General features: G+C 48.5%; 11 protein-coding genes. 4 read left to right on the forward strand and 7 right to left on the reverse strand.

Annotated elements, in window-relative coordinates:
- Window positions 1-276: 276 nt before the first annotated feature.
- From ptsP to nagA, 4 genes are read left to right on the forward strand one after another with little or no spacing between them, the layout of a single operon-like run.
- On the forward strand, window positions 277-2775 hold the full coding sequence (gene ptsP / locus ACQY2W_RS02785; protein ID WP_428049145.1) for a phosphoenolpyruvate--protein phosphotransferase: 2499 nt from the start codon (window positions 277-279) through the stop codon (window positions 2773-2775).
- Window positions 2772-4193, forward strand: a complete 1422-nt coding sequence (nagE, locus tag ACQY2W_RS02790; RefSeq protein WP_428049147.1) for an N-acetylglucosamine-specific PTS transporter subunit IIBC — start codon at window positions 2772-2774, stop codon at window positions 4191-4193. Before ptsP ends, nagE begins: the two co-directional genes overlap by 4 nt.
- 6 nt (window positions 4194-4199) lie before the next feature.
- On the forward strand, window positions 4200-5018 hold the full coding sequence (gene nagB, locus ACQY2W_RS02795) for a glucosamine-6-phosphate deaminase (RefSeq protein ID WP_428049149.1): 819 nt from the start codon (window positions 4200-4202) through the stop codon (window positions 5016-5018).
- Between the two features lie 3 nt (window positions 5019-5021).
- Window positions 5022-6173: an N-acetylglucosamine-6-phosphate deacetylase gene (gene nagA / locus ACQY2W_RS02800; protein WP_428049151.1), complete on the forward strand. Its 1152-nt coding sequence runs from the start codon at window positions 5022-5024 to the stop codon at window positions 6171-6173.
- Here the strand turns inward: nagA and ACQY2W_RS02805 are convergent.
- Genes ACQY2W_RS02805 through ACQY2W_RS02835 form a run of 7 tightly spaced genes read right to left on the reverse strand, consistent with a single transcriptional unit; the run spans window position 6170 to window position 14751 of the window.
- On the reverse strand, window positions 6170-7501 hold the full coding sequence (locus tag ACQY2W_RS02805; protein WP_428049153.1) for a hypothetical protein: 1332 nt from the start codon (window positions 7499-7501) through the stop codon (window positions 6170-6172). The two genes, nagA and ACQY2W_RS02805, sit on opposite strands and share 4 nt — an antisense overlap.
- Before the next feature lie 9 nt (window positions 7502-7510).
- A complete protein-coding gene (locus ACQY2W_RS02810) occupies window positions 7511-8650 on the reverse strand; it encodes a hypothetical protein (RefSeq protein WP_428049155.1) in 1140 nt (379 codons plus the stop codon).
- 47 nt (window positions 8651-8697) lie between these two features.
- Window positions 8698-9978: a hypothetical protein gene (locus ACQY2W_RS02815; protein WP_428049157.1), complete on the reverse strand. Its 1281-nt coding sequence runs from the start codon at window positions 9976-9978 to the stop codon at window positions 8698-8700.
- Window positions 9979-10002: 24 nt separating this feature from the next.
- A complete protein-coding gene (locus ACQY2W_RS02820; protein ID WP_428049159.1) occupies window positions 10003-11190 on the reverse strand; it encodes a hypothetical protein in 1188 nt (395 codons plus the stop codon).
- A gap of 9 nt (window positions 11191-11199) precedes the next feature.
- The gene (locus ACQY2W_RS02825; RefSeq protein ID WP_428049161.1) at window positions 11200-12306 is read right to left on the reverse strand and encodes a S1 family peptidase; all 1107 of its coding nucleotides are present in this window, start codon (window positions 12304-12306) and stop codon (window positions 11200-11202) included.
- The gene (locus ACQY2W_RS02830) at window positions 12303-13526 is read right to left on the reverse strand and encodes a trypsin-like peptidase domain-containing protein (protein ID WP_428049163.1); all 1224 of its coding nucleotides are present in this window, start codon (window positions 13524-13526) and stop codon (window positions 12303-12305) included. Before ACQY2W_RS02830 ends, ACQY2W_RS02825 begins: the two co-directional genes overlap by 4 nt.
- Entirely contained in the window at window positions 13516-14751 is a 1236-nt protein-coding gene (locus tag ACQY2W_RS02835; protein WP_428049165.1) for a hypothetical protein, read from the reverse strand. Before ACQY2W_RS02835 ends, ACQY2W_RS02830 begins: the two co-directional genes overlap by 11 nt.
- Window positions 14752-14788: the final 37 nt, after the last annotated feature.

Raw genomic sequence — 14788 nt, forward strand, 5'->3', positions numbered from 1 at the left:
AAGTTTTATTTTTTCTCTCGCTATATCCCGCATAGAAACTCTGCGGGATGACGAGCGAGAGAAAAATATATACAGAAAAGGCCCTTGCCGGGCCCAGGCGTGAGGCCTAGGACCTCTGCAAGCAATTTATGTTATCTTTCGCAAAAGGGGACTTCGTGTTATTCTGCAACGCCCCCCTTGCCGGGGTGCTCGCCGCACGCCACAACGGTCCTAAAATAACGTCACAAAACGTCGCAGATATACTATAATGGAAGAAAGAAAATCAAAGGAGTTTTTATGCCCGCAGATATTACACTGATTAGCCCGTTAGACGGAACTGTTGTGCCCTTAGAAAAAGTACCCGACCCCGTATTTAGTGAACACATGTTAGGCAACGGCTTAGCTATCTTTCCGGCCAGCCAAACGATATTTGCCCCTTTAGACGGTACCGTTACCAACATCAACGCCGCCTTGCATGCCATGGTCATTAAAAAAGGAAATATGGAAGTGCTTATCCACGTCGGGTTGGAAAGTGTGGCACTAAAGGGCGAAGGGTTTGAAGTGTTTGTCCGTCAAGGGCAAAGCGTACAAGCCGGGCAAAAATTACTCTCGTTTGATTTAAACATCCTGACAAAAAAGGCCGCCAGTCCGCTTGTATTACTGGTTATTACCTCGCCCGCGGATGCGGCCATTACACCTTTAGCCGACGAAAAAATCAAAACAGGACTCCCACTCTTTAGCGTGCATAATATGGAAAGCACCAGCAGCAATTTATCCTCGTTAGAAATGTTGGAGTCCGACGCGCTCGTGCTTAAAAACCCCACCGGTCTGCACGCCCGTCCCGCCGCGATTTTGGCCGCTATTGCCGCCGAGCATCCTTATTTAGTGGAAATGCACAAAGGCCGCCAATGCGCCGATGCGAAAAGTATTGTCAGTTTAATGGGCTTAGGCCTTAGCCGTAACGACTCTGTTATTTTGCGCGTGTTTGGCCCGAAAGAACAAGCACAAGTAATGCTCAAACGCCTGGAAGAAGCGTTCAATAAGGTACTGGGCGAAACTACCGAGGCAAGCCATCCCGCCAACGATACACCGACCGAAGAAACATCGCTCCAAGGTATTTGCGCGTGTGGGGGTTTAGCGTGCGGCCCGGCGTTTTTATTTAAAGCAAGTGCGTTTTCTTTTGAAGAAAATGCGTCTAACCCGGAGTCCGAACGCCGCGCTTTGGACGAAGCACTTAATACGCTTTGCAAACAAATGGAACAACGGCTCGGCGAAGAAAAAAACACAGTTACACGCGATATTTTAAATGCGCATTTACTACTGCTTAAAGATCCCTTGCTAGCTAACACTACCCGCCAAATTATTGACCAAGGCAAAACCGCCGCTTTTGCCTTTAACAGTGCTATCCGGCGCAGTGTGGACATGCTCAAGCAAACTAAAAACAACTTTTTAATGGAACGTATTGCCGATCTAAAAGATTTACGCCGCGAAGTGCTTTGCCAACTTACCGGGCAACAACGCCGCTCGCTTTCCATTCCCCCCGGCAGTATTATTATTGCCGATGAGTTGCTCCCGTCCGACGTGTCGGCCTTGCCCGAACATACCGCCGGTGTATTACTGGCTAGCGGCTCCCCTACCGCGCACGCGGGCATTTTACTAAGAAACCGCAATATCCCCTCTATCGTCCGGGCCGGAAAATATGTACTGGATATTCCCCCGCAAACAATTATTTTGTTAAACGCCGACGAAAGCCAAATTGTTATTGACCCAACATCTGCACAACAAAAAGAGTTTGAAGAACATATCCAACAAGTACAACAGCGTAACCAACAAGATTCCGCACGCGCCCAAGAGCCCGCCACCACGCGGGACGGACTGCGCATTTATGTAGAAGGTAACATCGCCGGGCCCGAAGAAGCCGCCCGGGCGTTTGCCTCCGGCGCCGAAGGGGTGGGACTTGTGCGTACGGAATTTTTATTTCAAGACCGGCCGTTTGCCCCCACCGAACAAGAACAACTGGCCGCGTATCAGATGATTTTAGATGCACTGCCCGGACAACCGGTTACGTTTCGCCTGTTAGATGCCGGCGGCGATAAACCCATGCCGTTTATCAACATCGCCCCGGAAGATAACCCGATTGTCGGCATACGCGGCATACGCGCGTTGGATGCCAACGAAAAATTTTTCCGCACCCAACTGCGTGCGTTGTTGCGGCTTACTCCGCAAGAGCGGGTACGCATTATGTTACCGATGATTTCGTTTGAAGAAGAAATCATCCGCTTTAAACAAATTTTTAAACAAGAAAGCATTTCCTTAGGGCTCAAACAAACCGCCCAACTGGGTATTATGGTGGAAGTTCCGTCGGCGGCGTTGCTGGCTAAACAACTGGCCCCGCATGTGGACTTCTTCTCTATCGGCACCAACGACTTGACCCAATATACCTTGGCCATTGACCGTAATCACAAAGATTTAAGCCCGTTGGCAGATGCCCTGCACCCGGCGGTATTGCAACTTATTTACCAAACGTGCGAAGGGGCCTTGGCACACCAAAAACCCGTAGCCGTTTGCGGGGCACTTGCTAGCGAAGCTGACGCCACCCCCTTTTTAATCGGCTTAGGCGTTACACATTTGGCCGTCAGTGCAGCTGTGGCCGCCCGGACAAAAGCACGTATCCGCCGGCTCAATTACCACCGGTGCCGGGAACTGGCGTTGCAAGCGTTACAACAACCCAGTGCCGCCGCCGTACGGGAACTTGCTAAACAACACTTTGCTTCAGAAATTGTAGGAGAATTATGACAAAACTAAAAAATATTTTTCGTGCCTGTGGGGCGGCGGCCGTACAACTGGGCCGCGCCTTAATGCTTCCTATCGCGGTACTCCCCATCGCCGGGTTACTCTTGCGCTTAGGCCAGCCGGACTTGTTAAATATCGCATTTATATCCGAAGCCGGAAATGCCGTGTTTGCTAACTTACCCGCTATTTTTGCTATCGGCGTAGCCATCGGATTTGCCAAAGAAAGTCACGGCGCGGCTGCCTTAGCCGCTTTTGTCGGATATATGATTTTAACTGCCGCGCTAAAATCGTTAGACTCCTCTATTGATATGGGCGTTATGGGCGGTATTATTGCCGGGATATTGGCCGGCGTATTATACAACCGTTTTCATACCGTTAAATTACCGCCTTATTTGGCCTTCTTCGGCGGACGACGGTTTGTGCCGATTGTTACCGGAGCGGCGTGTTTGTTGGTAGCGGCACTGGCCTATTTTATTTGGCCGCCTATCGGACGCGCCATCAGCACCTTTGGCAACTGGACGATTTCTTCGGGTAACATCGGCCTATTTTTCTTTGGGCTGGCTAACCGCTTGCTGATCCCGGTGGGGTTGCACCACATCTTAAATAATTTGGTCTGGTTTCAATTCGGCGATTTTGCCACCGTGCAAAACGGTATTGATACGATCGTGCACGGCGATTTGTACCGCTTCTTTGCCAAAGACCCCACCGCCGGCACATTTATGGCGGGCTTTTTCCCGGTGATGATGTTTGGACTTCCGGCCGCGTGTTTGGCTATGTTACATACCGCTAACACCACACGCAAAAAAGCAACGGCCGGGTTACTTCTTTCCATGGCGCTTACCTCGTTTTTAACCGGCATTACCGAACCCATTGAATTTGCCTTTATGTTCTTAGCGTTCCCGCTGTATATATTGCACGCGGTACTGACCGGTATTTCCATGGTACTTATGAATATACTGGGTGTAAAACTGGGCTTTACGTTTTCCGCCGGGTTATTTGATTACCTGCTTAGCTACGGGATTAGTTCGCGGCCGCTTTGGTTACTTCCGGTAGGTATTTTTTGGGGCGTGCTTTACTATTTTATTTTCCGCTTTGCCATTATTAAGTGGAACTTAAAAACCCCGGGCCGTGACGACGAGCCCGCCGCCCAACAAGCTCCTGTTCCTACCGCCTCAACAACGGCTAACTCGCGCGGACAGCAATATCTGAGCGCGCTGGGCGGGAAAGAGAACATCAAAACGCTTGGTGCGTGTGCCACGCGGCTTCGGCTGGAAGTACACGACGCACAAAAAGTAGACGAAGTAACGCTCAAATCGCTCGGTGCGCGCGGCGTAGTCAAAACGCAAAGCGGACAAGTACAAGTGGTCATCGGGCCGGACGTGGAATTTCTGTGTGATGAAATTAAACAAGCACTAAACTAAACAACTATGCAATTACTGGTCAGCCAAAAAAATATCGGGGAACTGGCCGCCACCTACATCCGACAGAAGGTGACGGCATTTGTGCCGTCTGAAAAAAAACCGTTTGTACTTGGGTTGCCCACCGGAGCTACGGTAGTGGACATGTACCGTTTTTTAAGTGAAATGTACCAAAACGGGCAGTTAGATTTTTCCCATATCGTTACGTTTAATATGGATGAGTATGTGGGCCTTACTCCTAACGACCCGAACAGTTATCATTTTTATATGCAAGAGCACTTGTTTAGTCGTGTGAATTTACAACCGTCTAATACGCATATCTTAGACGGTTTGTCCGCCGATTTGCAAGCCACGTGCGACGGATACGAAAACGCTATTAAACAAGCGGGTAAAATTCATTTATTTTTGGGAGGTGTGGGCCGCAACGGACATCTGGCTTTTAATGAACCCGGCTCGTCATTTACTTCGCGCACGCGTCCCATTACTTTGGAACCCAGCACCCGGCAAGCCAATTCCCGTTTTTTTAATAACGATGTGTCGCGCGTTCCTACGCAAGCTTTAACCGTAGGTATCGGCACGGTGTTAGATGCCGAAGAATTATTATTTTTGGCTTCGGGTCCGTCAAAAGCGCAAGCCGTAGCACGTTTATCGCAAGGAGAAATTACCCCAAAATGGCCGATTACCGCGCTTAAAACACACGCTAACGCCACGCTACTGGTGGACGAAGCCGCGGCCTCGCTATTAACGGGCGAAGTCAAACAAGCTCTATTAACCCAACAACAGCAACATCCGCAAGCCCAAACGTGGTGCGTGGAAATAAAAGGATAGTTTATGACAAAAACGCTACTCACTAACGTCCATTTAATTACCTTAGAAAACGTCTGCAACGATTACGCTATTTTAACCGACGGACCGACAATTGTATCGGTTTTTCCGATGAGTAAAAAGCCCTTGCCAAACGCCGATACAATCATAGATGCCGGCGGAGCGTGGGCCATGGCGGGTCTTATTGATATGCATATTCACGGCCTAGCCGGACACGGCCCGGAACAAAACACCCCGCAAGCGTTGTGGGCGATGTCAGAGGCGCTCGCCCGGTATGGGGTGACGGCGTTTTGTCCCACGTTATATTGCGCCGCGCCCGCGCGGTTACAAGAACAACTGCGCCGTTTAGCACCCGCTATCGGGCAAGAAAAAGGCGCACGCATATTGGGTTTTCACTTGGAAGGGCCTTTCATTTCGCCGCAAAAAGCAGGCGCGATGAAACCGCAAGACATGGCTTTACCCGACGTAAAAATAATGGAAGAATTGTACAAGGCCGCGGACGGAAAAATCACCAGCATAACGCTCGCGCCCGAACTGCCCGGTATCGCGCCTGTCATTGATTTTTGTTTACGCCACCAAATTATCCCCCAAGCCGGGCATACCAACGCCACGTACGAAGAATTTTGCCGCGGCATACAATGGGGCGTTTCTCACGCCACCCACGCGTTTAATGCGATGAGTCCGTTTACCCAACGCGCCCCGGGAGCCGCCGGTGCGGTGCTGATGAATGAAAACGTATCGTGCGAATTTATCGGCGACGGTGTACACGTACATCCACAGATTATCGCTTTTTTACGCCGTGTAAAATCAGCCGATAAATTAGTGTTAATTACAGATGCGCTGACTCCCACCGCGCAAGAGAAAGGGCCGTTTATCGCTAATGGGGATGAAGTAATTTTTGAAGGCGGCGTATGGCGAAGAAAAACAGATCACGTGATTACGGGATCTGCATTGACGTTGCCGCAAGGCATTAAAAATTTAGTGTCGTGGGGCTATCCATTACCGCAAGCGGTGCGGTGCGCTAATGCCAACCCGGCCAAACTTCTGCAATTAAAAAGCCACGGCCAACTGGATGCCGGTTTTCAGGCAGATATTACACTACTAAACGAAGATTTTACCCCTAAAGCTACTTTTATTAACGGCAAACAAGTCTTTTAATTTTTACGTCCGAACAAGTGGAATAAATCCCATTTCTTTTTAGTTTGAGCCGGCACCGGTTCCAGCGGTTTAAGCTCGTCGGTCTCCGTATCGTAACGATATATTTTAACCAAATTGGGCGCATCAAAACGGCTGTCCAACACAAAGGATTCATCCTCGTTCCAACGTACGTGGTGAACACTAAAGTCAATATAGCGTGCGTAGTGCGATTCTAACAATTCCTGCAAAGCGTTGTATGAAAATTTATGATCTACGGTATAATGCCCTAACTCCATTTCACCACTGCTTTTTAAAGAAATATGCGAAATATACTCGTCCACATTTAATTCAATCAACGTTTTCCCATCCATCGTTAACGGAATTTTGGCTTTCCCCTCATTTTTATAAGCTTGTACCAAACGTTCCAATATCCACGCAGGGGTAATGTACCCTTTGTCGTATGCTTCGTTTTTGCCGATATACGAACTGCCGTTATGGATGCCCACTAACCGCCCGTCTTGATCCACGACAGGCCCGCCGCACAATCCTTTGCGTTGGTCCCGTGAGAACGGAATAGTCGTTTGAAGGGTAAAAGGTTCCGTCTTAATAACGCGGCGTTGTGGAATATAGACCGCCTGCCGGGCAGCAAAACCTTGTGAACTTACCACCGAATGCCACGTAGGCATTTGGGTATTTAATGACAAAGGATGTAGCAGCTTTTCATCCTGGGTGCGGAATTTAACTAAGGCCGCATCTAAAAACTCCGGCGTACTGATTTGTACAATCTCCGCCGGAACAGAAATAAATCGTCGGGTAGTCGGATCAAACAAATCTGCGGTAAAACTGGCTCCCACCGATTCTTGCCAAGTAAAAGCATTTCCCAACGCGTGCATAGGTATCACGCCGAATATTTCTTCTTGTCCGTCATAGGTGGTCTTAAATACGGTACCGGAAATAAAATTAGCTTGTCCCAAGGACGGACCCGGACGGGCTTGAAAGGAAGAAGGCAAAAACGCCGTAATCTCCTTAGGCACGCGCGGTAGAAAAGAATGATCCGACGGGCCCTTTTTCGCCGCTTGGAGAGAGGCAGACGCCGCCTGCTGCGCGACACGAGAAGTTAAGTTAACAGAATAGGGCACAGACAAATTGTGGTTATAAGCAGAGCCGATCCCGGATTTTAGGTACGACCCTTTCCCGACAAGCGGTCTTTGAAAATTCTTAATTTGGCTAAAACGCCGGGTCATCCCCACCACGGCACTATGACCAAAACCTTGGGCCCCGGCTACTCCTTGCGTCAACAGCACGGTAATAATAAAAAGAAAAACTATTTTTGCGCTTTTTAAATTCATAGTATGCACTTATTCTTTAGATTTAGACTCAAATATAATTTTCCCTTCTTTAAAATCATACCGGTATGTCCGGCGGGTTTTATCGCGCGGGTTACGGATTTCAAGCAATTTATCCGGGGTAGCCGGATCCCAATGCACGCGACGGGTGGTCAATTCAATGTAACGCGGGGAAAATTTTTCTATCATGGCATTTACCTGATCGTAGGCAAATTTAGATTCAAACCCGCGTTGCCACAATTGCTTTTTATTTTCATTAAATAAACGTACGTATGAAATGTACCCGTCCACCGGCATATCCAACACTTTTTGCCCGCCTAATATCAACGGGAATGTGCCCACCCCGTCATGGTAAGCCGCTTCCACCAGCACTTCTAACAATCGCACATCCGTAGCATGCCCTACGTCATCGGCTTCGCCGTATTTTCCGTAGGTGCTTCCCGTATGAATGCCTATAAGTTGGCCGGCTTCATCCAGTAGGGCACTGCCGCATAATCCCATGCGGTCGTTGCGCGGGTAGGGCATCGTTGTACGGATACAAAGCGGTGTTTTGGAAGAAAACATACGGTTTTCAATTGCAACAAATTTTTGCCCGGCAAAACCATACGAAACCGCTTTATCGCCGTTAGAAAACGGACGGCGGCTAATTTCAAAAGGTCTTAATTCTTCCGCTCCTTCCAGCACTTTACCAATCGCCACATCTAACATGCTCGGTGCGGAAACCTGTATAATTTCCACCGGAACAGCTTTAAATGTTCCATCCCCCGCATAAATATCTGCCGTAAAAGTTTTGCCTAATACAAAACGGCCGGATTCCAACGCATGCGCCGCCACGGCCACATATGTTTCGGGCACCCCGTTATGAGTTGCTTGAAAAACAGTTCCGGAAAATAAATTGGTACGGTTTACCGTCGTTTCGCGTGCCTGAAAAACACCGCGTAAAATCGTTTCCTGATTCAGTGCTCCCGCCGACAAACGCGGTGTAAACAGATCCGCCCCCACCCTTGCACAAGATGACACTCCGCCGCATGACGAAAGGGACCCGCTACGAGACAGGGCCGCCTTTATTAACGATTCTTGGGCCCACGCGGCAGATTCTGACAACGCAACCAATCCCGCCAAAACGACCAGATAATTAAAATTTTTCCTCATATGTATATTTTATGGGCTCCCTGACGATATAACAAGGGTCCAAAGACCTAATCAGCGTTAGGTCCTACCGATCCGTCATCTGTGAGGGAATAGCGTACTTTGCGCACGGCCGGCTCGTAATTAAGGTAGGAAGAATAGGAGTTTTCCCAACCGGCACGCCCGATCGTAAATTCCACATAGCGCGGCTTATACTCGGCAATTTTAGTCCGAAGCAATTTATAGGAGAAATACGAACTGCTCCGGGCTCCCCAAAGCTCGTCGCCCGCTTCATCAAACAACATTACTTTGGATAAATATTCGTTGGATAACACGGGGACGATATGACCGTCAAAATTTAATTCAAATTTCGTGTCATCTTGTTGTTCATAACTCTTGGCCAATTTATATAACACGTCGGCAGGAACGGCATAAGCTACATCCTCTTGCGCATTTATTTTACGTGTACTGCCCGTATGGATTCCGGCCAATAAACCTTGCTCATTCACTACCGCACTACCACACAACCCGTGGCGTCTATCCTGCGCCAGCGGCATCGTAGTACGGAAAGAAAGCGGCGTTCGTTCCACCACAACACGGTTAGCTATATCTACAATTTCCCGTTGTCCCACAAAACCGTGAGAGGAAAGCGTTTGCCCTAATGATAATTCGCTTCGGGCCAAAACAAACGGTTTATCTAACAACCCCTCATCCTTAGGGTTGAATTTTACCAACGCTACATCAAACATCGGGTTAATGAGTACGGCTTTCGCCGGAACGGAAACGAAATGACCGTCGCGATAAATATCTGCCATAAAAATACGGTTTAGTTGGACTACTTCTTGGTCCCCACGGTCAAACACGTGGGCCGCTACCGCTCCGAAAATTTGTCCGTCCACTTCAAACAAGGTGCCGGAATAACGGGAAGGCACAAGAGCAGACATATCCCGCGCCTGAAAAGTACCCGACAAATACGGATGAGCAAGACCGGGAGTAGCCGCCGGGGTAACCGGCTGTACGGCAGGGGCAGACAAAGAAACTGCGGGCGAGAAAGTAGGCACTTCCGGCAATTGTAATTGACCGCGCAGTTTTTTCAGTTCCTGTTGGGTTTGTAATACATGCGCGGCATTCTGTGGCGTTATTAAGCCGTTATATCCGCTAAGTTGTAAAGAAGATAGGGCACTACGGCGCACTTGGTTGGAGAGTGCCGCAGATGATACGCCGGACAAACCGGATAAATTTTTCGTCACTCCCCACGGCAATACTAATTGCTTGCCAAACGGGCCGCCCGCTTGCACCGTCCCCCAACACAAGCATAAACTAATAATCAAATAATAACGCCGTTTTTTCATAAGTTCATCACACGAATTACAATTTTACAACCAATTGTTCCACCACATTTTATTTTTTTCGGAAATTATTTTTTTCAACGAAGTATCATACGTATATATCGTGTAAGCATCCCAAAAATGTTCACGGTCCTCTTCTAAGTGGCGGGCATTTCTCCGGCCGATCCATTTGACTTTACGGACCACAAAATTTAAGTACCGGGGGTTATGCAATTCCATCTGCTCCAACAACGTACTGTAAGACAGTTTATACCCAAAGCGCAAATAGGCCTGTTGATTGTCAAACCTATCGGCCAAACGGACTTCGGAAATATACTCATCTACTTTAAGCGGCATAATCATCTGTCCGTCTAAAACAAACGGAAAAGTATCTGAGTGCCCATGATAAGCATCTACCAACGTAGAAAGAAAAGACGCGGGCATCGCATAGCTTACATCCCCGGCAAGCCCGCACGCACTTCCTGTATAGATTCCCACCAACTCGTATTGCTCATTGGTAAGCGCACTTCCGCACAATCCGTTGCGTTGCCCATGCGGTATTGGCACTTGTGTCCGCAACGCAGGGCCTGCATTTTCCTGCAAGGTGCGGTCCGGCAAAAAGACTTCTTTTCCGCGGGCAAAACCTTGTGTTTGGAGCAGTTGCCCCACTTGGGGCCGTTGGCGGGCAAGCGTAAGCGGCGTGAATAATTTTTCATCTTCCGGCCGGAATTTAACAAGCACCATATCCAACATACTCGGAGCGGATATTTGCACAATTTGAGCCGGCACCGTACGCATCCCCTGCGGAGTGTATATATCTGCCACAAAATTTTGAGCCAAGGGCGTATTTAAATTTATTCCCACCGCATGCGCGGCAACTACTCCGTAAATTTCATCTTGCCCTTGATATGAAATTTTAAACACCGTTCCCGAAAATATACTGTTTTCTTCCTGTCGGTTGGCACGGGCCCGGAAGGTACTGCGCAGTAGCGGCCCGTGTCCGCCGTTTGCATCCAGTTGCGCTTGTTGGACTTTTGAAAAGACGGACATTTCCAACGAAAAATTACCCAATTTATCCGATGAATTACCTAATAATTCAGCCGTTGTAAACGAGTTTTTGCGGGTAAACAACCGGCCTAACCATTTACCTTTTTGGGCGTAACCCGTCAGCGGGCAGGTTACTAAAAGTAAGCCCGATAAAACCAACATACATACCCTATTGTTGCATTGTTTCATAGTCCCTTCCTACTCCACGATACGTTGCATTTGCAAATCGTATAATAATTTTCTGGCCGGCGTGTACAAGTGAAGCAAGTTCGGGTTTTCTGTTTTCCACGATACGTACGCCGTGGATAATTCTAAATACTGCGTCTGCGTATATTGCGCCAGCATCTCTGCCACTTCCCGATATGAAAACTTACCGTTAAACGTAATTTTTGCCAGATGTTCTTTTTGCGGTCCCAGCAAATCAATCGTATAAACATATTCATCCAAACGTAAATCTGTTATTTTTTTCCCATCAAGTTCCAACGGCCAAAAGACTTGTCCGTTATTTTGGGAACCTTCCACCAATTTAGGTAAAATGTACGCATGGGTAGCATAACCGATGTCTCCGTCAAAACCAAATTTACTGCCCGTATGGACACCCACCAGTTCGCCTTGCCCGTTTGTTACCGCCGATCCACACAAACCGATTCGCTGTATATTAGCCCCCAAAATAGGCGCACGGATTGAAAAAGGGGAAATTTCCGTTACTTGCTGCCCTGATAAAGTAAGCGGAGTTTGGTGATGAAATCCCGTTACGCGCAACGGATCTCCCGGTTGCAAAGAACGGCTGCTTAACGCCAGCGGTTGTAAGCGAACGGCATCTTTCGGTCTAAATTTAACTAACGCCACATCCCATGTAGCAGGCGCACTCAGTTGTACCACTTGGGCCGGAACAGTCGTCCACTGGCCGTCCAAAAAAACGTCTGCAAAAAACCAACGCCCGATGTTGGGGTTTTGCTCATCGGATACTAACGCATGGGCGGCAATCACGCCGTAGGTATCCGCTCCATATTTGAACAGCGTGCCGGAAAAAGACTTAATGGCCTCATCATCTTTTGGCGAACGGGCCCGAAAAGAACTCTGCCATACACTGCGTTGTGCTTGATTCATACCGCTCCAAATGATCTGACGCTCCACATAACGCTGCATCCCCGCCACAGAAATACCGCTACTCCACCCTTTACCGACGGTACCTTCCACCATTTTGAATGTTCCTTTTACCAAAGCACCCCCTTGCGCGCAGGCCACCGTCGCCGCGCCAAACAAGGCCGCGTAAATTCCTAAAATACAGAAAAGCCGTTTCATCGGTATCCCTCCAACAGCGATGGAAATTGTTGGTACAGCGGGCGCATATCTAACTCACTGACTTGCTGCGTTTGCAAGTCGTATCTGAGGCCGCGCACTTCGCGCTCAAATTCAGCATACTGTCCGTTTTCTCCGGCCCATTTGATTCGTCCGACCGTTAAGTCTATGTAGCGCGGCGATAAACGCGTCATTAAACTCTCTACGTGTTTAAAAGGAAATTTGGCTCTTACAGAACTATCCCACAACACGCGGCCCTGTTCGCTCACTAATTTGTAACGCTCTATATATTCGTCCACCCGCAAGTCGGTAATGTGCATACCGTTAATTTCAAAAGGAATAAAAACATCTTTGCCGCCCTCGTACGCTTCCACCAAGTTTTCCAAAAATTGTGCTTTTGTGGCGTAGCCGATATCTTCGCCGTTTCCTTGTCCGCCGATTTTGCTACCCGTGTGAATAGCAACTAATTCCCCTTGTTCGTTAAACAGCGGACTGCCGCACAACCCCCGGCGCAGCCAATCGGGCCCGGGCATAGTGGTACGCACGGAAAACGGCGTTGTTTGTAAAATTTGACGGTCCGGAATAAAAACAGTGTACCCGCTTGAAAACCCTTGCGAAAGCAGTTTTTGCCCCGGAGCGACCGGACGCTTGGCTATGCGGGCAGGTGTAAATAAACGTAAAGCGGAAGGGGCCAACTCCACCAATGCCAAGTCTATCGTGCCGAACGCCCCTAACTGTACCACCCGGGCGGGCACGGTTACCTCGTTACCTTGTGCATCAAAGGCCTGCAAGTCAAAATTCCGTTTTAAACTGCTTTGACTCATCATCTCCGCCATCAGGTTTACCGGCGGCGTGGAAAGGTCATGCGTAGTAATTACGCCGTACGCTTTTCCGGTACGCTCACTTTGAAATACTACCCCGGAAAATACATTATTAAAAAATGAGTCGGGCGGTTTAGCATAAAAAGAACTTTTTAAAGCCGCGCGCCATGTTTCGTCAAACGGACGGTTTTTTTCAATAGTCTGTGAAATTTGACGTTGGTTGACCGTTCCGAACTCTATTCCGCTCGGGCGAGCCCCTTGCAAGGCACCCCACGTGCCGGCCCGCGGTGCTCCATGCAAAGCACGCACCAACTTGCCCGGCAGATTCTGCGCGTTCGCCGGGAAAGTGTATAATAATAGGCCCATACCGCAAATTAACGCAAGTCCTTTTCTAATGTTCATAAGTTCCGTTATCCTTATCAACAGATACCACTTGTTTCGTAACGACATCGTATTTAAGATGACGCGCCGGCGTATAAAATTGAATTTGGTCCGGTTCTTCCCGATTCCACGATACCCGCGCTGTGTTTATTTCAACATACCGCAATTGAGGATCTTCAAGCTCCTCAGCTACCCTACTGTACGAAAACTTCCCGGAAAATTTATCTTCACTTAGCACGCGGCCTTCAGCGTCTAAAAATTTCATAGTATGCACATACTCATCTACTTGCAAATCTATCAAATGGTGTCCGTTTACTTCTATCGGAATATAGGCCTGTCCGTTGGTATGATAGGCATCCACTAATTTTCTAAGATGCTCGGCACGGGTAGCAAAACCGATTTCGTCCATTGGGTTTTCTTCATTGGTACTTCCCGTGTGGATGCCGTCTAATATATTACCGTGCCCTACCGGGCCGCCACACAGGCCTATCCGGTCAAAAGAATTGCTTGAAATAGATGTGCGAAAAGAAAGCGGGGTTACTTCACGCACTACCCGTCCGGGCACATACAACATATCGTCCGGACGAAAACCCGCCGATTGTAATTCCACCCCCACAGCCGGGTTATGTTTGGCTAATAACAGCGGTTTTAAATGCGCTTCATCTTTCGGCTGAAATTTAATCAGGGTAACGTCAAGTGTTTTCGGAGCTCCCAACTGTACAATTTTGGCAGGAATCATTTTCCATTCTCCGTCTATATACACATCTGCGAAAAATTTTTTATCAACAAATTTGGGAACACTCTTAAGCGCAGAAATTAACCGATGCGAAGCCACCGCGCCGTAAATTTCGGTTTTTCCGTTATAGTCAAGTTGGAAAATAGCTCCCGTAACTTCCAAACGTTTCTTGCTTTTAATCGGATACGCTTTAAACGTGTTAGCTAGTAATGATGTGTTAAACGCAGCGTCTGCCACGCGTACGACCTGCGACGTAGCCGGAATTTTCGTCACGGTGGTTAGTTCCCCACTCGGCATTTTCACAGACATATCCGTTGATTGCAACGGCACTTCCCACATTCCCGCTCTGTTCACCCAACCCTGTGACGCCGCAGAAACAGAACTGCCGGACGCACGCGCAGCGACAGCGGCCCGTTGCACGCCTGTAACCAACCGCTTGCCTCCTTGTGCCCAGACCTTTCCTGTCAAGCAAAAAACCAATATAAAACCGATTAAGACCCCTTTTCTCATACTATTATTATAAGACGCTATGCCTGCATTAAAAAGA

The sequence above is a fragment of the Candidatus Avelusimicrobium caledoniensis genome, from assembly GCF_902756455.1.
Lineage (GTDB): Bacteria > Elusimicrobiota > Elusimicrobia > Elusimicrobiales > Elusimicrobiaceae > Avelusimicrobium > Avelusimicrobium caledoniense.